At 32.7% G+C, this 20,145-nt stretch carries 22 protein-coding genes; 17 read left to right on the top strand and 5 right to left on the bottom strand.

Annotated elements, in window-relative coordinates:
* Positions 1-75: 75 nt before the first annotated feature.
* The 10 genes from rsgA to dnaG all read left to right on the top strand — a co-directional run bounded on the left by rsgA (position 76) and on the right by dnaG (position 9,469).
* On the top strand, positions 76-1,053 hold the full coding sequence (gene rsgA, locus ABWO08_RS04905) for a ribosome small subunit-dependent GTPase A (protein WP_353083940.1): 978 nt from the start codon (positions 76-78) through the stop codon (positions 1,051-1,053).
* Positions 1,054-1,083: 30 nt separating this feature from the next.
* Positions 1,084-1,443 (top strand): four helix bundle protein, encoded by a 360-nt coding sequence (locus ABWO08_RS04900; protein ID WP_353083939.1) that lies wholly within the window; start codon positions 1,084-1,086, stop codon positions 1,441-1,443.
* Positions 1,444-1,493: 50 nt separating this feature from the next.
* Positions 1,494-1,946 (top strand): D-aminoacyl-tRNA deacylase, encoded by a 453-nt coding sequence (gene dtd / locus ABWO08_RS04895; RefSeq protein WP_353083938.1) that lies wholly within the window; start codon positions 1,494-1,496, stop codon positions 1,944-1,946.
* 2 nt (positions 1,947-1,948) lie between these two features.
* Positions 1,949-2,275, top strand: coding sequence for a nucleotide pyrophosphohydrolase (locus tag ABWO08_RS04890; RefSeq protein ID WP_353083937.1), 327 nt, complete (start codon positions 1,949-1,951; stop codon positions 2,273-2,275).
* Positions 2,276-2,277: 2 nt separating this feature from the next.
* Entirely contained in the window at positions 2,278-3,534 is a 1,257-nt protein-coding gene (gene aroA / locus ABWO08_RS04885) for a 3-phosphoshikimate 1-carboxyvinyltransferase (protein ID WP_353083936.1), read from the top strand.
* 171 nt (positions 3,535-3,705) lie between these two features.
* On the top strand, positions 3,706-4,755 hold the full coding sequence (gene queA / locus ABWO08_RS04880) for a tRNA preQ1(34) S-adenosylmethionine ribosyltransferase-isomerase QueA (RefSeq protein WP_353083935.1): 1,050 nt from the start codon (positions 3,706-3,708) through the stop codon (positions 4,753-4,755).
* Between the two features lie 197 nt (positions 4,756-4,952).
* A complete protein-coding gene (locus ABWO08_RS04875; RefSeq protein WP_353083934.1) occupies positions 4,953-5,513 on the top strand; it encodes an RNA polymerase sigma factor in 561 nt (186 codons plus the stop codon).
* Complete coding sequence (locus ABWO08_RS04870) at positions 5,500-6,219, top strand: hypothetical protein (protein WP_353083933.1); 720 nt, start codon at positions 5,500-5,502, stop codon at positions 6,217-6,219. The genes ABWO08_RS04875 and ABWO08_RS04870 overlap by 14 nt, the downstream gene beginning before the upstream one ends.
* A gap of 47 nt (positions 6,220-6,266) precedes the next feature.
* Entirely contained in the window at positions 6,267-7,370 is a 1,104-nt protein-coding gene (locus tag ABWO08_RS04865) for a hypothetical protein (RefSeq protein WP_353083932.1), read from the top strand.
* A 122-nt stretch (positions 7,371-7,492) separates the two neighbouring features.
* Positions 7,493-9,469, top strand: coding sequence for a DNA primase (dnaG, locus tag ABWO08_RS04860; protein ID WP_353083931.1), 1,977 nt, complete (start codon positions 7,493-7,495; stop codon positions 9,467-9,469).
* Between the two features lie 43 nt (positions 9,470-9,512).
* Here the strand turns inward: dnaG and ABWO08_RS04855 are convergent, their stop codons facing one another.
* Both ABWO08_RS04855 and nadE read right to left on the bottom strand, forming a co-directional pair.
* Positions 9,513-10,127, bottom strand: a complete 615-nt coding sequence (locus ABWO08_RS04855; RefSeq protein ID WP_353083930.1) for a LuxR C-terminal-related transcriptional regulator — start codon at positions 10,125-10,127, stop codon at positions 9,513-9,515.
* A gap of 79 nt (positions 10,128-10,206) precedes the next feature.
* Positions 10,207-11,013 carry an NAD(+) synthase gene (gene nadE / locus ABWO08_RS04850; protein ID WP_353083929.1) on the bottom strand — a complete coding sequence of 269 codons (807 nt, stop codon included), beginning with the start codon at positions 11,011-11,013 and terminating at the stop codon, positions 10,207-10,209.
* A gap of 58 nt (positions 11,014-11,071) precedes the next feature.
* Here nadE and gldB point away from each other — a divergent pair, with 58 nt between their 5' ends.
* Positions 11,072-12,037: a gliding motility lipoprotein GldB gene (gene gldB, locus ABWO08_RS04845; RefSeq protein ID WP_353083928.1), complete on the top strand. Its 966-nt coding sequence runs from the start codon at positions 11,072-11,074 to the stop codon at positions 12,035-12,037.
* Positions 12,030-12,362 carry a gliding motility protein GldC gene (gene gldC, locus ABWO08_RS04840; protein ID WP_353083927.1) on the top strand — a complete coding sequence of 111 codons (333 nt, stop codon included), beginning with the start codon at positions 12,030-12,032 and terminating at the stop codon, positions 12,360-12,362. Before gldB ends, gldC begins: the two co-directional genes overlap by 8 nt.
* Before the next feature lie 41 nt (positions 12,363-12,403).
* On the opposite strand, the gene ABWO08_RS04835 is transcribed toward gldC, so the two are convergent.
* The 3 genes from ABWO08_RS04835 to ABWO08_RS04825 all read right to left on the bottom strand — a co-directional run bounded on the left by ABWO08_RS04835 (position 12,404) and on the right by ABWO08_RS04825 (position 14,523).
* Positions 12,404-12,970, bottom strand: coding sequence for a hypothetical protein (locus ABWO08_RS04835; protein WP_353083926.1), 567 nt, complete (start codon positions 12,968-12,970; stop codon positions 12,404-12,406).
* A gap of 136 nt (positions 12,971-13,106) precedes the next feature.
* Complete coding sequence (gene yihA / locus ABWO08_RS04830) at positions 13,107-13,727, bottom strand: ribosome biogenesis GTP-binding protein YihA/YsxC (protein ID WP_353083925.1); 621 nt, start codon at positions 13,725-13,727, stop codon at positions 13,107-13,109.
* Positions 13,728-13,731: 4 nt separating this feature from the next.
* Complete coding sequence (locus ABWO08_RS04825) at positions 13,732-14,523, bottom strand: alpha/beta fold hydrolase (RefSeq protein WP_353083924.1); 792 nt, start codon at positions 14,521-14,523, stop codon at positions 13,732-13,734.
* A 403-nt stretch (positions 14,524-14,926) separates the two neighbouring features.
* Between ABWO08_RS04825 and mraZ the strand changes: the two genes are divergently transcribed.
* The 5 genes from mraZ to ABWO08_RS04800 are packed head-to-tail and all read left to right on the top strand — an operon-like array spanning position 14,927 to position 20,126.
* The gene (gene mraZ, locus ABWO08_RS04820) at positions 14,927-15,400 is read left to right on the top strand and encodes a division/cell wall cluster transcriptional repressor MraZ (RefSeq protein ID WP_353083923.1); all 474 of its coding nucleotides are present in this window, start codon (positions 14,927-14,929) and stop codon (positions 15,398-15,400) included.
* Positions 15,387-16,283: a 16S rRNA (cytosine(1402)-N(4))-methyltransferase RsmH gene (gene rsmH, locus ABWO08_RS04815; RefSeq protein ID WP_353083922.1), complete on the top strand. Its 897-nt coding sequence runs from the start codon at positions 15,387-15,389 to the stop codon at positions 16,281-16,283. The genes mraZ and rsmH overlap by 14 nt, the downstream gene beginning before the upstream one ends.
* A gap of 39 nt (positions 16,284-16,322) precedes the next feature.
* On the top strand, positions 16,323-16,670 hold the full coding sequence (locus tag ABWO08_RS04810) for an FtsL-like putative cell division protein (RefSeq protein ID WP_353083921.1): 348 nt from the start codon (positions 16,323-16,325) through the stop codon (positions 16,668-16,670).
* On the top strand, positions 16,661-18,667 hold the full coding sequence (locus ABWO08_RS04805; RefSeq protein WP_353083920.1) for a PASTA domain-containing penicillin-binding protein: 2,007 nt from the start codon (positions 16,661-16,663) through the stop codon (positions 18,665-18,667). The genes ABWO08_RS04810 and ABWO08_RS04805 overlap by 10 nt, the downstream gene beginning before the upstream one ends.
* Before the next feature lie 10 nt (positions 18,668-18,677).
* Positions 18,678-20,126, top strand: a complete 1,449-nt coding sequence (locus ABWO08_RS04800) for a UDP-N-acetylmuramoyl-L-alanyl-D-glutamate--2,6-diaminopimelate ligase (protein WP_502902955.1) — start codon at positions 18,678-18,680, stop codon at positions 20,124-20,126.
* Positions 20,127-20,145: the final 19 nt, after the last annotated feature.

Here is a 20,145-nt window from a genome sequence, read left to right as displayed (position 1 = left end):
ATATTTGATTTTTGAATTGCTTATTTTTGCATAAATCTAATTTCTAAAATCGACAATCATCAATCGTTAATTTCTATGACCGGACTTGTTTATAAATCTACTGGAAGTTGGTACACCGTAAAATCGGAGGAGGGCACTTTTGTAGAATGTCGTATCAAAGGTAAATTTCGGGTAAAGGGAATTAAAAGTACCAATCCAATTGCGGTTGGCGATATAGTAGATTTTGAATTAGACGAAACTTCAGATGTAACTACAGGAACTATTCATAAAATTCACGACAGGAAAAATTACATTGTTCGAAAATCAGTAAACTTGTCTCACCAAATGCATATAATTGCATCTAATTTGGATTATGTTTTCTTGCTGATCACCATTGATAATCCGCCAACTACCTTTAGTTTTATAGATCGATTTTTAGTAACTGCCGAAGCCTATGGAATTACCACCATTTTGGTTTTTAATAAAATAGATACCTTAACAGATGAAACCCTAGAAGAGCAGCTTTACATGCAACATGTATATGAGCAAATTGGCTACCAATGTTTACGAGTTTCCTCAACCCAAAACAAAGGTGTTGACAAATTGAAAGAACTTATGGTGGGTAAAATCACCATGTTTTCTGGACATTCGGGTGTTGGAAAATCGACTTTGGTAAATGCATTAGAACCAAGTTTGTTGTTGAAAACAAAAACAATTTCTGAGCAAAGTAAACAAGGACAACATACAACTACATTCGCTGAAATGTATGATTTATCATTTGATGCAAAAATAATTGACACACCAGGAATAAAAGGATTCGGGATTGTAGACATGGAAAAAGAAGAAATTAGCGGGTATTTCCCTGAGTTTTTCAAATTAAAAGACCAATGCAAATTCAATAATTGCCTACATAAAGAAGAACCCCATTGTGCCATTAAAAAAGCATTGGAAGAGGACAAAATTTCTTGGACACGCTACAATAGTTATTTGAAAATTTTAGAAGGTGATGACGAGCATTACCGTACCGATATTTACAAAGACGATCGAATTGCTAGCGATAAGACAAGAGAATAATTGTAAATTATAAATGGTAAATTATGAATTATGGCAGACAATATAATTAAGTTAAAATCATTTAGTTTTGCATTACGAATTGTGAAATTGTATCAATTTTTAAGTTCCGAGAAAAAGGAATTTGTATTGAGCAAGCAATTGTTACGAAGTGGCACTTCAGTAGGTGCATTGGTCAGTGAATCTGAACATGCAGAGAGTAAACTTGATTTCATACATAAACTTGCTATTGCTCAGAAAGAGGCTAACGAAAGTAGTTATTGGTTAGAATTGTTATTTCAATCTGAATATATAACCGAATCTCAATTCCATTCTTTAAACTCAGATGTTTTAGAGATTAATAAAATTTTAGCTTCTATAATTATTACAGCAAAGAATAACTTAAAAAGATAATTTTGTAATTAAAGTAATTTACAATTCATAATTTATAATTCACAATTGATTTGAAAGCAGTAATCCAAAGAGTAACCCAAGCATCGGTAACCATTGAAGGAAATGTTGTAGCTGAAATTCAAAAAGGTTTGCTTGTTTTTGTAGGAATTGAAGAAACCGATAACCAAGATGATATTCAGTGGTTGGTTTCAAAAATTGCAAATCTTCGCATATTTGAAGATGAAAACCAGGTTATGAATCTTTCAGTAAAAGAGTGTGCTGGCGAAGTATTAATTGTGAGTCAGTTTACGCTACACGCATCAACAAAAAAAGGCAACCGTCCTTCGTATATAAAAGCAGCAAAGCCCGAAATTGCAATTCCGGTTTATGAGAAATTCATTGCTCAAATGGAATTTGAAATTGGTAAAAAAGTACCAACAGGACAATTTGGTGCCGATATGAAAATAGCTTTGCTAAATGATGGCCCGGTGACAATAGTAATAGATACAAAAAATAAAGAGTAAATATGGATATCAAAAACGCCCAACTCGAAGTAGACAATTGGATTAAGAACCATGGAGTTCGTTATTTTAACGAATTAACCAATATGGCTCAACTAACGGAAGAAGTAGGTGAAGTGGCACGAATCATTGCCAGACGTTACGGCGAACAATCTGAAAAAGAATCAGATAAAAATAAAGATTTAGGCGAAGAATTGGCAGATGTGGTTTTTGTGGTGCTTTGTCTTGCAAATCAAACAGGCATCGACTTGCAAGCGGCATTTGACAAAAAATTAGACTTGAAAACCAATCGCGATCACGACCGCCATCAAAATAATGCAAAGCTAAAATAGGTGTGAATCTGAAAATTCAAAATTCAAAATTCAAAATTCAAAATGTTACAATAGCAATCACTGGGTCCAAATCGGAAACCAACCGATTATTGTTGTTGCAAGCGTTGTATCCCAATATTAGCATCGAAAACACCTCCAATTCTGATGATTCAGAGGTTATGGTAGATGCACTTCAAAAATCAAAAATCAAAAATCAAAAATCGTTGCGCATTGATGTCCACCATGCCGGGACCGCCATGCGTTTTTTGACTGCTTATTTTGCAATTCAGGAGGGTGCTGAAGTAGTATTAACGGGTTCTTCAAGAATGCAAGAAAGACCCATTCAAATTTTAGTTGATGCATTAAATCAGCTTGGTGCCGAAATAACTTATATTGAAAAAGATGGCTTTCCGCCCATAAAAATTGTAGGCAAGAAACTAACTCATAGCAAAATTTCGCTTCCGGCAAATGTCAGCAGCCAATATATTTCGGCCTTATTGTTAATTGCTCCAAAGCTTGAAAACGGATTGGAATTGACCCTAGAAGGAGCAATCACTTCAAGGCCTTACATAGAGATGACGTTGGCTTTACTAAATAAAATTGGGATTGTAACCTCTTTTGAAACGAATTGCATTTCGGTTAGCCCAATGGCAATTAGTGAAAACCAACAACCAATTCAGATCGAAAGTGATTGGTCTTCGGCGTCTTATTATTATTCTATTGTGGCGCTTTCTGAAATTGGTACCCAAATACATCTTTCTACTTTTAATGAAAATAGCTTGCAAGCAGATGCTGTTTTGTCTGAACTGTATAAAAATTTTGGTGTAGCTACAATTTTCAATGCTGATAATTCCATTACAATCAGTAAAACTTCGAATAGCAAACCTCATGCTATAAACTTACAGCTTAACAGTTCTCCAGATATTGCTCAAACTATTGCAGTTACTTGTTTCGGACTTGGAGTTACTTGCCAATTAAATGGTTTGCATACGCTTAAAATTAAGGAAACCGATCGATTGGTAGCCTTAAAAAATGAATTAACTCCGCTAGGAGCAAAGGTTGAAATTACTGCGGATGCTATTTCAATTGAAGGTTGCCCTAATTTAGAAATGAAAAATGCAGTAATAAAAACCTATCAAGACCATCGGATGGCCATGTCATTTGCTCCCTTAGCAATAAAAATACCCTTGGAAATTGAACAAGCTGAGGTAGTTTCAAAATCCTATCCCACTTTTTGGAATGATTTAAAATCTTTTGGATTTCAAATTTCAGAAATATAAACTGCATAAAACCCAAGTTACTCAGTACCTAAGCAACTTATAAAAAAAATAAAGTGCAAAACACTTGACAACGCCTATCTCACAATCGTATATTTGCCAACTTGATTTAAACGGCTATGGAAAAACCATAAACTTTAAATTTTAAACCATAAACTTTTAAACTTTTTATAAATGAAATTATCTCATTTTCAATTCAATCTTCCACCAGAATTACTTGCAGAATTTCCAGCAGAAAACCGTGACGAAGCACGTCTCATGGTTGTGGACAGAAAAAAAGGAACAATAGAACATAAAATGTTCAAAGATGTTATCGATTATTTTGATGATGGTGACGTGATGATTTTAAATAACACCAAAGTTTTTCCTGCAAGAATGTATGGAAATAAAGAAAAAACAGGAGCTAGAATTGAAGTTTTCTTATTGAGAGAATTAAATGCAGAGCAACGCCTTTGGGATGTACTAGTAGATCCTGCTAGAAAAATTAGAATTGGAAATAAATTATATTTTGGCGACGACGATTCGTTGGTAGCTGAGGTAATTGATAATACCACATCAAGAGGAAGAACGTTGCGTTTTCTTTATGATGGATCTTATGAAGAATTTAGAAATAAATTAACGGAACTTGGAGAAACACCAATTCCAAAATACATCAATCGTGAAGTAACCGAAGAAGATGCAGAGCGTTACCAAACAATTTATGCTAAAGAAGAAGGAGCGGTAGCTGCACCTACTGCTGGTTTGCATTTTTCTAAACATTTATTGAAAAGATTAGAGATAAAAGGAATTGATTTTGCTGAAGTTACACTTCATGTTGGATTGGGATCATTTAATCCTGTTGAAGTAGAAGATTTATCTAAACACAAAATGGATTCTGAGGAGTTAAAAATTACTCAAGAGGCATGTGATATTGTAAATAATGCGAAAGTTAAGAAAAAGAGAATTTGTGCAGTAGGGACGACTTCGATGCGTGCTATTGAAAGTTCTGTTTCTTCGCAAAGAACATTAAATCCATATCAAGGTTGGACCAATAAATTTATTTTCCCTCCTTATGATTTTAGTATTGCAGACGCTATGATTACTAACTTCCATACTCCAAAATCTACTTTATTAATGATGATTTCGGCTTTTTGTGGACACGATTTAATGAAAAAAGCCTACGAAGAAGCTGTAAAAGAAGGATATAAATTCTATTCTTATGGAGATGCAATGTTGATATTATAACTTATTTAAGTATCAATTATAAATAAAAAAGTCCCACCATTAGGTGGGATTTTTTATTAGATTTATATTCAAATTTATATAAATTAAGATTTTTTTATTTATTGATGCAACCATTTTACATTGACTCTCGTCTAGGCTAATAGAACTAGGGTATTTAGTTGGCAAACAAAACAAGAGGTGATTGCTGAGAACGAATTATGAAAGTTATTAACTTACATATTGCAGAAAAAGAACTGATCGAGCAAGCCGTCCAGAGTAATAGACATGCTCAACATCAGATTTATTCTAAATTTTCTCCGAAAATGTTAGGGGTTTGTAGGCAATATATTAAAGATATGCATTTGGCAGAAGACGTAATGATTACCGCTTTCATGAAAGTCTTTGTCAGTTTGAAAAATTTTAAACATGAAGGCAGTTTTGAAGGTTGGGTTCGGAGAATAATGGTAAACGAATGTATTTCTTTTCTTAGAGTTCAAAAAAAAGTAAAATTTCTTGAAGAGGAAATTTATATAGAGGAAAGTGGCAATACTACTGAAAGTCAGTTTTCTGTTGACGACATTCAATTTTTAATAGATAATTTGCCTGATGGATATAAAATGGTGTTCAATCTTTATGCGATAGAAGGTTATAAACACCATGAAATAGCCGAACTACTTGGAATTAAAGAAGGAACTTCCAAATCACAATTGTCGCATGCTAGAAAAATGTTGCAAAATAATATTAGTAAATTAAAAAATTTCACCAATGGAACCGAATAAATTAGAAACCCAAATAAACAATAATCTGAAAACTCGAGAAATCCAACCCAGTTCTATGGCTTGGGATCGATTGGATGCAATGTTGACTGCTGCAGAAGAAAACACATCAAAACGTTTTATCTTTTTTTCTAATAAGCACATTGGAATAGCTGCAAGTATTTTGCTTTTAGTTTCCCTTGGTACGTTTTATTTTTCAACAAAAGATGATTTGATTAAACCAGAAAATAATGTTGTTATTGGAAATATAAATAGAAAAAGCAATTTAAGTCCCAGTAAATTAGTAAGTGTAAAGAAAGAAGAGCAAGTAGTAGGAGCTCGTTATTACATGCCACAGACTCACTTCAAAGTATCGCAAAAAGTAGCCGTTCAAACAAAGACTACGGTTAATTCAGTAATTATTCAGGATAAAGAAATTGAGTTTCAAAGTAATGAAGTTATTGCGCAAAATCAATTTCCAAAAGTAGTTGAGTCTTCACAAGAAATTTTAGTTTCCAATACAGTAAAAGTAAATGTTCTTGATTTACTTGCAGCTGTAGATAAATCAACAAATTCAAATACTAATAGCAAAATTAAAATAAATGCCAACAGTCTTTTGTCTCAAGTCGACGGAGAATTAGATCAAACATTTAGAGAAAAAGCTTTAAAAAGAATTTCTAAAAATTATAAGGAAATTAAAGTTGCATTACAAGCACGAAACCAAAAATAAAAGCCATCAATGTCAAAATTCAATAATAATTTAAATCAAACAAAAAAATGAGAAATTTTACGATTTACTTAGTACTAACCTTATTACTATTTGCAAGCAAATTAATTGCTCAAGACACTTTTGAAAGCAAAGCCAAGGCTATTGCCGAGAAAATAACCTACATTACTGTAAATGAAAAAGCTAAATTAAAAATTGAGGTTGAAGAAGTTAATTTACAGCTTGAAAAAGGAACAATTACAAGAGAACAAGCCGACCAAAAAAAGATAAAGTTAGCACAAGAATGCGCTAATATAATTGAAAATAAAACTGCCCTTAATCAATTAGAATTAAAAGGTATAGTTCAAGAGCATGTAGATGAGATGATAAGAGGTTATGATGTCAAATTAAACTTACATGATAGTGTTATTTATAATGGAAAAAAAAATAAAATTACAGCTAAAATAATTGATAGCACATATATTGATGTAAATGGTGTTAAAAAGAAGTTTGTTGATAGGAAAACTAATAATGAAAAAAGAACTACTTCACAATTTGTTTTTGCATTTGGATTAAATAATTTAGTTACAGAAGGAAAAGTATCAGGCTCTGATTATAGATATTTTGGATCTCATTTTTATGAGTGGGGTATTACTTATAAATCAAGATTGTTAAAAAAGGAGAATTTATTACATTTGAAATATGGATTTTCAGTTATGTATAATAACATTCGTCCGACAGATAATAGAATCTTTAATAAAAATGGGGGTCAAACGAATTTAGAATACAGTCCAAATGAACTAAGTGATTCTCGATTTAAAAATGTATATTTAGTTGTGCCATTACATTTTGAGTTTGATTTTTCAAAAAATAAAATAATAAAAGGAATGTCTAAATTTCAAACACAAAAAAGTATAAGATTTGGTCTAGGTGGTTACGCAGGATTAAGGTTAAAATCAAAACAATATCAATTATTTAATGATGGAAATGGACATGAAGTTGAAGTGATGCAAAAAGGTGATTATAATGTAAATGACTTTATTTATGGTGTAAGTTCATATGTGGGATATAGGGACATAAGTTTATATGTTAAATATGATTTAAATCCAATGTTTAAAAACAATAATGTAAAGCAAAACAACATTTCATTAGGAATACGTTGGGATTGGAATTAAAGAGAATTTGTTAGGTTAGTTTTTGTAATTCAACCTAGAAGGTTTTTAAAAACCTTCTAGGTTTTTTTATATAAAAACATGTAACTTTGAAAACTTAGAACTTATAATCCTAGATCCTAAAATTGATTACCAAAGAAACCATAGATAAAGTATATGAAGCTGCTCGAGTAGAGGAGGTTATTGGCGATTTCGTTCAGTTAAAGCGCGCCGGTAGCAACTACAAAGGGTTGAGTCCGTTTTCTGATGAGCGTTCTCCTTCGTTCATGGTTTCTCCTGTGAAACAAATTTGGAAAGATTTTAGCTCGGGAAAAGGAGGTAATGCCATTGCTTTTATCATGGAGCACGAGCACTTTACCTATCCTGAAGCCATTCGTTATTTGGCAAAAAAATACAACATCGAAATTGAAGAAACCGAACTTTCTAACGAAGAAAAAGAGGTGGCTAATGAAAAAGAAAGTTTGTATTTGGTTTCCGAATTTGCTAGCAAATATTTTCAAGATGTTTTGCTTAACACCGAAGAAGGGAAAGCCATTGCCTATACCTATTTTAAAGAAAGAGGATTCACCAATGAAACGATTAAAAAGTTTCAATTGGGATATTCACCAAATACTTGGGATGCTTTAACCAAAGAAGCACTTGGAAAAGGTTATAAATTAGAATTTTTAGAAAAAACCGGACTTACCATAGTTGGAGAGGACAAGCAATTTGACCGCTTTAAAGGGCGTGTCATGTTTCCAATTCAATCCATGTCGGGGCGTGTTTTGGGTTTTGGAGGAAGAATTTTAACTAATGATAAAAAAGCTGCCAAATATTTAAATTCTCCCGAAAGTGATCTTTACCACAAGAGCAAAGTGTTGTATGGAATTTATCATTCCAAACAAGCCATTGCAAAAAACGACCGATGCTATTTGGTAGAAGGGTATACCGATGTGATACAGATGCATCAAGCGGGAATTGAAAATGTGGTTGCTTCTTCAGGAACTGCTTTAACTCCGGATCAAATCCGATTGATCAATCGTCTTACCAAAAATATTACCGTTCTTTTTGATGGTGATGCTGCCGGATTGCGCGCTTCTATTCGTGGAATCGATTTGATTCTTGAAGAGGGGATGAACGTTAAAGTGTGCGCTTTCCCTGACGGGGAAGATCCAGATAGTTTTGCTAAAAAAACACCACTTCAAGATTTAACGCAATATCTTGAAGACAACGCCATGGATTTCATCCAGTTTAAAGCTTCCTTATTAATTAAGGATGCTAAGAACGATCCCATAAAAAAATCCGATTTGATTCGGGATATGGTGGCGAGTATTTCTAAAATTCCAGATCGTATCAAGCGCGAAGTATATATTCAAGAGGTATCCCGAATTATGGATATTTCTGAAGAAGTGCTTTTTAATACGTTGGCCCAACTTGTTAAAAAAGACATTTCCGAATTAGGAAAAAAACAAAAAGAAGAGCAAAAAGCATTTGAAGTCGTAAAAAACGAAATGCCTATTGCTGCTCCAAGTATTGACATTCAATTTGAATTAGAGCATAAGATCATTGAAATTTTATTGATTTATGGAAATGTCGAAGATGAATTTGAAGATGTAATTCTAAAAGCCAATGAAAAAGGTGAATTACAAGAAGTGCGCGAAATGAATCGTTATAAAGTGTTTCAACGCATCTTCTTGAGCTTACAAGAAGATGAAATTGAATTGGCAAATCCTTTGTTTAAAAGTATTTATAATGATTTGATTCAGTATTTTAACCAATCTGAAACCTTTGAATTAGATCAATATTTATCTCACCTACCAAGTGAATTATCTCAAGAAGTCACCACAATATTAATGAATGACGAACGAGAATTATTGCACAATTGGGAAGCTAAAAATATATTTGTCAAAGCCAAAGACAAAACAATAAGCCAATATGTTACCGAAACGATAGTAACACTTCGTTGGTTTTTAGTAAATAAAATAATAGACGAGTTAAAAACTTCCATAGCAAAAGACGTAGCGACTGACAATGCAGAAACCTTATCCTTAGTAATGGATTATCTTGGGTTAACTAATATTTTTTCTAAAAAACTGGGAAGAGTAATCTCCCGACACAATTAATGTAATTCTAATAAAAGGAAATTTGGGGCTTTTCCTTCTGCTCTTAAACGAGTACTAAGTTGTTGGCTTTATTTACCAAATCAACTAAATTAGAAACATTTAATTTTTTTAATAGACGAAGTTTGTAGGTGCTTATCGTCTTTTCATTCAAACCTAAAATCTTAGATATTTCGCTGTTTTTCTTTCCGTTGCTTAAGAAACGCAGTACTTCAACTTCTCTGTTGGAGAGTTTTCGGTATATTTCATTTCCGGATCTATAATTTGGAAATCCTCTTATTGTTTCGCTCAAATTTAATCCATAAGCCACTTTAACAATTGTAATGCCTAAGGTTTCTAACTTGGATGATTTGTTTAAAAAACAAGACATTCCTGCTTTAATAAAATTAGAAGCATACACCTGTTCATTTAAATTAGTATACACAATAATTTTCATGTTGGGATTGTTGCTTATTAATGATTTTAAATCAAAAATATTCTTCAATCCTTTTAATTCTAGATCAATTACTAGAACATCAATTTTTTTATTTTTCAAGGCCTCTAAAATCAATGGGAATTCAGCTACATTGGCTACCACATTAATTTCTGGATGGTCTCTAAAATAAGATTTTACGCCGAAATGTACCACAGGTAAATTATCGGCAAGACAAACACTTATCATAACTTTTTGTTTAAAAATTTAACACTATTATTTTAAAGTTACGAAAAGAAATTCGAAATAAAAAGAAAATTGTAATATATTATTTATATTCTTTTGGAATAATACAAACAGGAATAGGCAGCATTTTGTGCTTATTAGAACTATTTAGTTTTTGGTAAATTTTTAAAACCTCAGTTTCTCTTTCCGAATAATTTGAACCAAGCATTTCTTTTTCATTTTCAAGCATGGCCCATTCTAGTTCATCATAACTGGCACCTAGTTGGTCCTCGTCGGTTCTGTTGTCACCAAATAAACCGTCTGTGGGCGCTGCAGTTTGGATTGACTCCGGAATAGTTAAATACTTTCCTAATGCGAAAACATCGCTTTTCATTAAATCCGCAATCGGACTAATATCCACACCACCATCGCCATATTTGGTGTAAAAACCCACACCAAAGTCTTCTACTTTATTTCCGGTTCCGGCAACTAAATAGCTATGAACTCCGGCATGATAATATAAAGTAGTCATTCGTAATCGTGCTCTGGTATTTGCTAAAGCCAAGTGATATTTGGTTTCATCATTGCTTTCGGGCATTCCTGCTTTAAAAGTATCGTATATTAAAGTAAGGTTTGATTCAATTGAACCCACATTTGAAAATCTTTTTTTAAGCTGATCAATATGTTCTTTTGCTCTATTAACTTGGCTGCTGGCTTGGTGAATTGGCATTTCTACGCATAGAGTAGGCAATCCTGTTTGTGCACATAAAGTTGAGGTTACCGCAGAATCTACTCCACCAGAAATTCCAACTACAAATCCGTTCACATTGGCTTTACTAGCATAGGATTTTAACCAGCTTACAATGTGCTCGTTTACCTTTTCTGCCTGAATAGTACTTTTTTTACTCATAGTTTAAGAATGAATTACAATTTGGTGATGTATATTTGCAAAAATATTAAAATTAACTATGCGAAAATATATATATCTTTTTGCTTTTGGATTCTTATTTTTCTCTTGCGATAAAAAAAGTAAAATTGAACGCGAAGTAGAAGAAATTCCGGTATCAATGAAAGTAATTCGTTTTGAGCAGGCCTTTTTTAATGCTACTCCGCAAGAATTACCAATGGTAAAAGCTGAATATCCTGATTTTTTTCCTGCAGCGATTGCAGATGAAGCTTGGATTGAAAAAATGCAAAACCCACAATGGCGTGAGTTGTATCAAGAAGTAGAAAAAAAATATAAAAATTTTGGAGCACATCAAACCGAAATTGAAGATTTGTTTAAACACATTAAATATTATTTTCCTACAATAAAAACGCCACAAATCTACACCGCAATTGGCGAAATGGATTATTTGAATAAAGCCATTTATGCAAACGATAAATTGGTGATAGCTTTAGAGTTGTATTTAGGTAAAGACCATCGGTTTTACTCTGAATTTCCGGCTTATTTAAGACAAAATTTCGAGCAAAGGCAAATGCTTCCGGATATTGTATCCAGTTTGTCGTATCGAATTGTTCCAGGTTCAAAAAACAAAGATTTATTGACCTTAATGATCAATTCAGGAAAGGAATTGTATCTTAAAGATATTTTATTGCCCGATTATACCGATGCCGAACGAATTGGCTACACCGAAGACCATATTAAATGGTGTCAAGAAAACGAAAGTTATATGTGGGAGTATTTTGTAAGTAATAAAATGTTATACAGTTCTGACCCAAAATTACCAAACCGATTTATAAATTTGGCTCCGTTCTCTAAATTTTATTTAGAAATAGATAATGAAACTCCAGGACGAGTAGGTCAATGGGTGGGATGGCAAATTGTTCGTTCCTATATGCAAAATAATGAAGTTTCTGTTATTCAATTATTAAAAACAGATCCTATAGAGCTATTTGAAAAATCAAAATACAAACCAAAAAGTAATGAGTAATACGAACACTTCCGAAATAAAATTCACCATTGAATTAGACGAAAATAAAATTCCAGAAACACTAAAATGGTCAGCTCAAGATGGCGGAATTGAAGATGAAGCCGCTAAAGCAATTATGTTGTCTATTTGGAATAGCGATAAAAAAGAATCGTTACGAGTTGATTTGTGGACTAAAGACTTGCCTGTAGATGAGATGAAAATCTTTATTTATCAGTCTCTTTTGGCTATGGCCGATACGTATGAACGCGCTACCAACGATGAAAAAATGACCGCAACCATGCGTGATTTCACGGATTATTTCGCTGAAAAATTGGAGTTGAAATAGCTATTAAATTAAAAATCCCCAATTTGGGGATTTTTAAAGAATTATAGAATTAAAAATAGTAATAGCCAAGCTCCGGAGCCAATAGCATAGCCCTTCCAAACCTTACCTTTTTTTATTTTATGTGCTTTTTTTGTGTAGGCTACATTATATGAAGAATTTTTCATTAATTCTGGATTTTTATTATTTAGGTTTTCATCAGAAGGTTCTGTTGAAGAACAAGCAATAGCAGGAATTAAACCTAATACAGGAGAAGTAAATACTGATGCTACGCCAGTCCAAACAGATCCTGAGTTTCTCCCCTTGTAAAAAGAAACTGCGTCATTTGTCCCTTGTGCAGTCATATCTTCATTGTTTTTAGTTTCTTTATTTTCTACATTATATATATCTTTTGTACCATTTTTATATCTGGTAATTAATACATCTGATTTTGAGATTGTAAATGTAGGTCCATCAATATTATCAAATTTTTTGTATTTTATTTCGTTTATTCCAACTTCAATGATTTTAGCACTAATATCTTGACCTGATTTCAATGTAATTAAATCTTGAGAAAAGCCAAAAGACATAATAAATAATGTAATTACTAACGTTAAATTAAATTTTTTCATTTTTGTTTATTTATAATTCTACTCTTATGGTTTTTCGATTACACCTCGTTTTTATGGTTTCTGAACTCCATTAATTTTAACAAAATTAAAATAATTTTGTAATTAATAAAATATTTGAGATTTTAATATTTTAATATTAAAATGAATTAATATCCTTATAAACCATTTCGTTAATATCTTCAATATAATTTAACAGGGCATCTTTGCCAATTATTTCTGTGGCCGAGGTTACAAAATAAGGAGGAATTTCTTCCCAGTTATTAGCATGAAGTTGCTTTTTGTAGGCTGCAATATGGGAGTCGATTTTGGTTTTACTAATCTTATCTGCTTTTGTGAAAATAATACAAAATGGAATACCTGATTCCCCAAGGTATTCTATAAATTCTAAATCTATTTTTTGTGCTTCAAGGCGAATGTCAATTAAAACAAAAGCACAAACCAGTTGTTCTCTTTTCTCAAAATAATCGGTAATGAATTCTTGAAAAACTTGCTTTGTTTTTTTAGAAACACGTGCATATCCGTATCCTGGTAAATCGACTAAAAACCAATTCGAATTTATTTTGAAATGATTAATCAGCTGCGTTTTTCCTGGTTTCCCTGATGTTTTTGCTAAATTTTTATGATTGGTTAGCATGTTTATTAAAGATGACTTACCAACGTTTGATCGGCCAATAAAGGCGTATTCGGGCAAGCGCTCTAAAGGGCATTTAGAAACATCAGAGTTGCTTATGATAAATTCTGCAGTATTTATTTTCATTATATTATTTGGTTGAAGTGCTATTTTTTAAAGTTTCACTTTTTTCGTGTAACCACACTTCTAGTAATCTGTTAAATTCATCTGGATGTTCCATCATGGCCGCATGACCACATTTGTCAATCCAATATAAAGTTGAATTAGGCAATAATCGATCAAATTCAAGCGCTACTTCTGGTGGTGTTACGGTGTCGTTTTTACCCCAAATGATGCAAGTAGGCACATGAATTTTTGGTAAATCTTTAGCCATGTTATGTCTTATGGCACTTTTGGCAATAGTAAGCGTTTTAATTAATTTAATTCGGTCATTTGCCATGGCATAAACTTCATCTACAATTTCTTTTGTGGCAATTTTAGGGTCATAAAAAACGGCTTCGGCCTTTTTCTGTATGTATTCATAATCCCCTCTTCTAGGGTAACTGTCACCCATGGTGCTTTCGTAAAGTCCAGAGCTTCCTGTAATTACTAAACCAAGCATTTTTTCCGGATACATTTTCGTGTGGTATAAAGCAATATGTCCACCCAGTGAGTTTCCTAATAAAATAACGCGCTCAAATTTTTTAAAAGTGATAAAATCCTTTACATATTTTGCAAATGCTTTTACGTTGGTCTTTAAAAGATTTTGAGTGTAAATAGGCAATTCAGGAATGACAACTTTGTATCCTCTAGTAGAAAAATAATTGGCTACTCCATCAAAGTTACTTAAGCCCCCCATCAACCCATGCAGGATTACAATAGGTGTTCCTTCGCCAATTTCTAGATAGCTGTATCTCCCTTCTTTTTTTATGATACCGTCCATATTTATCTCACTTTTTTATAGTGATACAAATATAAACTTTTAATATAAAAAACCTATTTATTGAAAATTAAATTAGTTAAAACTATTGTTTTTGTTGGGCTTCGGTGGTATTAACTACAAATTTATTTAATCTTCATCATTTCAACTACTTATTAAAATGGTATATAAATCATTCCCACTTTTATCTGATTACATTTTTCGCAATATATTCTAATTTAACACTTAATTTATTACTAAATTTTAGTAAATCACATCAAATTAGTTAGTTTTATTTAATAATTCAGTGAATATTAAAACTCAAAAATTGACCAATTTTAAAAACTTATTAACAATGTGGTAGAAAGTGGTAAAAGGTGGTAAATTATTTTATATTTTTGCTTCATATCATTAAATAATTAGTTTTTTGAATTCATTAATAGGAACATATGAGTGTAAAGTAGATGCTAAAGGAAGGCTGTTGTTGCCAGCGCCTTTCAAGAAGCAATTAGCTGCCTCTCTTCAAGACGGATTTGTCTTGAAGCGTTCTGTTTTTCAGCCTTGTTTGGAGCTTTATCCAATGAAAGAATGGGAGTTAATGATGCAGAAAATCAACAAGTTGAATCGATTTGTAAAAAAGAATAATGATTTTATTCGTCGTTTTACTGCAGGTGTAAAAGTGGTTGAAATTGATGCGCTTGGGCGATTATTAGTTCCAAAGGATTTAACTGGTTTTGCGCAAATTAATAAAGACATTGTTCTTTCTTCTGCAGTGAATATTATTGAAATATGGGATAAGAATCTTTACGAAAAAGCTATTGATGATTCAGTGGTTGATTTTGCCGACTTGGCAGAAGAAGTAATGGGTGATGTAAAAGACGACGCAGATGGAATATCATAACCCAGTTTTACTTAAAGAAACGGTAGATGGTTTAAATATTCAACCAGATGGAATTTATGTTGATGTCACTTTTGGCGGCGGCGGACATTCAAAAGAAATAGTAACTCGACTTGGCGCAAACGGAAAATTGTTTGCATTTGATCAAGATGAAGATGCCTGGGCGAACGCCTTACCAGATGAAAGATTTACTTTAATTCAAGAGAATTTTAGATATATAAAACGTTTTTTGAGATTTCATGGAGTGAAGCAAGTAGACGGAATATTAGCCGATCTAGGAGTTTCTTCGCATCAGTTTGATGTTCCAGAAAGAGGTTTTTCTACTCGTTTTGATGCCGATTTAGATATGCGAATGAGTAAAAGAAACGAGTTGGATGCAAGCAAAGTGATTAATGAATATGACGAAGCCAACTTAAAGCGTGTGTTTTTAGATTATGGAGAGTTGAAAGCGGCTCCAGCTATAGCAAGAACTATTGTAGAAGCAAGGGAAAGAGCTACGATTAAAACCACAGACGAGTTAAAAATAGTTTTGAATAAATATTTGCCTGAACAATTTAAGAATAAAATTCTTGCGCAAATATATCAGGCAGTTCGAATTGAAGTGAATCAGGAAATGGAGGTTTTGAAAGAATTTTTAGAGCAATCTCTAGAAATTTTGAAGCCAGAAGGAAGGTTAAGTGTTATCTCTTACCATTCATTAGAAGATCGATTGGTGAAACGATTCATGAAAAATGGCTTATTTGAAGGGGAGCCAGAACGCGATTTCTTTGGAAATTTCTCAGTCCCTTTCAGGATTGTTGAGAAACTTATTGTCCCAACAGAAGCCGAAATAAAGCTAAATAACAGAGCCAGAAGTGCCAAGTTAAGAATAGCAGAAAAGAAGTAGTTTTTAAATTAAGTTACAGATAAATACATAAATGCAATTATGAAAGGCGGAGTATTCAACTTATTAAAAGCAAGATTTCTTGTTAATGAAGATGCTACCAAAAATTGGCGATTTATACTTTTTATAGTGGTTTTAGCAATCATTATGATTGCAAATTCACATCAATACGATCAGAAAATATTCAGAATTGCAGATCTAACTAATGAAGTTAAAGAATTACGATCTGAATTTGTAGACAGAAGATCCGAATTAATGAAATTGAGAATGGAATCTACTGTTTCTGAAAAAATGAAATCAAGAGGAGTTGTTCCGTCTCAGGTACCTCCAGTTAAGATAAAAGTTAAAACAACTAAAGAAAAAAGTTTCTTCGATAAGTTATGGCAATAGAAGATAAAAACACCTCTTACCGTATTTATTTAGTTGCATTAGTGATCTTTTTGATGGCTACGGCAATTACATTAAAACTGACTAATATTCAGTGGGTTCATGGTGCACATTATCGAAAATTAGCTAAGGACCTTACGGTTAAAATGTGTGTTATTCGTGCAAATAAAGGAAATATTTATTCTTCGGACGGAAGTTTATTGGCTACATCAATTCCAAATTATACCATCCGTTTTGATGCAGTAGTTCCAAAAGAAGAAGTTTTCGAAAAAAATGTAAAACCACTTTCTGAAAAATTAGGAAGATTATTTGGCAAACCAAGTTCTTATTATGAAGCTATTTTAAGAAAAGCGCGAAATACTAAAAATCGTTACACGCTTATCGCTGATAAATTAAGCTACACTGAGTATTCAAAAATTAAAGCATTTCCATTATTTGAAAAAGGATCTAATAAAGGCGGAATTATAGTTGAGCAAAAGCCTGTTAGAGTTCATCCTATTGGTCAAATTGCCGAAAGAACTATTGGTTACGATAAAATTAATGAAGACGGAGAAAGAAAGCAAGTTGGTATTGAAGGTGCCTTTAGCAAATATTTGAATGGGAAAGATGGTAAAATCTTAAAGCAAAAAATTGCAAAAGGACAATGGAAACCAATCAGAGATGTAAATGTTGTGGATCCACAAGATGGATATGATGTTATTTCAAGTTTAGATGTTTACATTCAAGACATTGCGCACCATGCTTTATTGAAACAATTGCAAGAATATAATGCAGAGCACGGTTGCGTAGTAGTTATGGAAACCAAAACCGGTCAAATAAAAGCGATTTCTAATTTAGGTAAATCCGCTTCAGGTGATACTTATTATGAAACTGAAAATTACGCTATTAAGGAGGCGCACGAGCCAGGTTCTACTTTCAAGTTAGTGGATTTGATTGCATTGTTGGATGATAAAAAAGTTGATACCAGTAAGATATATGATAGAAAAGGTGGGTTAATTAAGATTTACGGTAAAGATGTAGAAGATTCTCATAGAGGAGGAACTCAAAAAATTTCTTTAGGCCGTGGAATGGAGATTTCATCCAATACGGTGATGGTTCAGGCAGTTTATGAAAACTACAGAAACAATCCAAAACAATTCATCGATCGTATTGATAGAATGGGCTTAAACAAGCCATTAGGGTTGCCAATTCAGGGAGAGGGAACGCCAATTATTCCTCATCCTGCAGATAAAAGATGGAGCGCTATTGCATTGCCTTGGATGGCTTTTGGATATGGAGTTGCCGTAACGCCATTGCAAACATTAACCTTGTATAATGCTATTGCCAATAATGGTGAAATGATTAAACCACAATTTGTATCGGAGATTAAAGAGTGGAGTAAAACAATCAAAAAATACGATAAAGAAGTCATCAATTCGAAGATATGTTCGGATGAAACGGTAAAAAAAATTCAAGCAGTTTTGAAAAATGTAGTTGAAAAAGGAACTGGGAAATCACTGTATTCTAAAGACTTTTCAATGGCAGGAAAAACGGGTACTGCTCAAGCAAATTATGGAACAAATGGTGGAAACGACAAGCATTACATTTCGTCTTTTGTGGGTTATTTTCCAGCAGAAAACCCAAAATATTCTTGCATTGTAGTGGTTCATAAACCAGATGCGGCAAACAAAGGATATTATGGAGCCGATGTTGCTGGACCGGTTTTTAAAAGAATCGCTCAAAAAATATTTACAGATGCGCCTTCTACTAACGAAATAAAAAATCTAAATAAGAAAATAGCAGTTCAAGAAAATAATTTTAGAGATAGTGATCCTAAAGCGCAAACAGTAAAAAATACGATTCCAAATTTAAAAGGAATGCCAGGTATGGATGCCGTTGCTTTATTAGGAAACTTAGGAGTTAAAGTAAAAGTTAAAGGAATTGGAAAAGTAAAAAGACAATCCATTCCGGCGGGAGGCTCTATTTCAAAAAACACTTTAATACTGTTAGAATTATCCTAGGAATATGAAAATGTTATTAAAAGACATATTATATAAAGTAAGCATCGAAGCTGTAAAAGGTTTGACAGATGTTGCTATTCAGAAAATCGAATTCGATTCTAGAAAAGTGCAAGAAAATGATGTTTTCGTAGCTATTCGCGGAACCGTTTCTGATGGACATGAATTCATAGAAAAAGCAATTAGTCTGGGTGCTGCGGCTATTGTTTGCGATACGTTGCCTGAGGTAATTGTTGCAAATATTACTTACATTCAAGTAAAAGATACCAATTCGGCATTGGCATTTATTGCTGCTAATTTTTATAATAATCCTTCAGATAAAATTCGATTAGTAGGAGTTACCGGCACCAACGGAAAAACAACTATTGCCTCTTTATTGTATCAATTATATAAGAAAGCAGGGTACAAAGTAGGCTTGTTATCTACCGTAAAAATTATGGTGGATGAAACCGAATATAAAGCAACACATACTACGCCTGATTCATTATCTATCAATTATTATTTAAACGAAATGATTGCGGTGGGTTGTGAATATTGTTTTATGGAAGTGAGCTCGCATGGAGTGCACCAAAAACGCACCGAAGGACTTCATTTTGAAGGGGGTGTTTTCACAAATTTATCGCACGACCATTTAGATTACCACCCAACATTCGCAGAATATAGAGATGTTAAAAAATCATTTTTTGATCATTTGCCAAAAACTGCTTTTGCATTAACTAATGTTGATGATAAAAATGGGGCGGTAATGTTGCAAAATACTTCGGCAAAAAAATTAACCTATGCCTTAAAATCGTATGCCGATTATAGAGCGCAAATATTAGAATATCAGTTGTCGGGATTGTTGTTAAAAATCAACGATAATGAAGTTTGGGTAAAATTAATAGGAACTTTTAATGCTTATAATTTATTAGCAATTTATGGAACTGCTATTGAATTAGGTATGGATAGCTTGGAAGCATTACGCTTATTATCAGAATTAGAAAGCGTTTCTGGACGATTCCAATATATTGTTTCTGCTGATAAAGTAACTGCTATCGTTGATTATGCGCATACTCCAGATGCTTTAGAAAATGTATTAAAAACCATCAATGACATCCGAACTAATAATGAAAAATTGATTTCGGTTGTAGGATGTGGTGGAGATCGTGATAAAACGAAACGTCCAATTATGGCAAATATCGCTTCACAAATGAGCGATACCGTAATTTTTACTTCTGACAATCCAAGAACTGAAAATCCGGCAACTATTATTTCAGAAATGGAAAAAGGAGTGGAGCCTCAAAATTATAAAAAGACACTTTCTATTGAAGATAGAAAACAAGCTATAAAAACAGCTTGTCAGTTGGCCAATGCAAATGATATCATTTTGATTGCAGGTAAAGGTCATGAAAATTATCAAGAGATTAATGGAGTAAGACACCATTTTGACGATATGGAAACTGTAAAAGAATTATTAAGCTAATAACCGAAAATACCTAAAG

Source organism: Flavobacterium sp., from assembly GCF_040383245.1.
GTDB lineage: Bacteria > Bacteroidota > Bacteroidia > Flavobacteriales > Flavobacteriaceae > Flavobacterium.
This window is presented reverse-complemented; position numbering and strand designations above follow the sequence as displayed.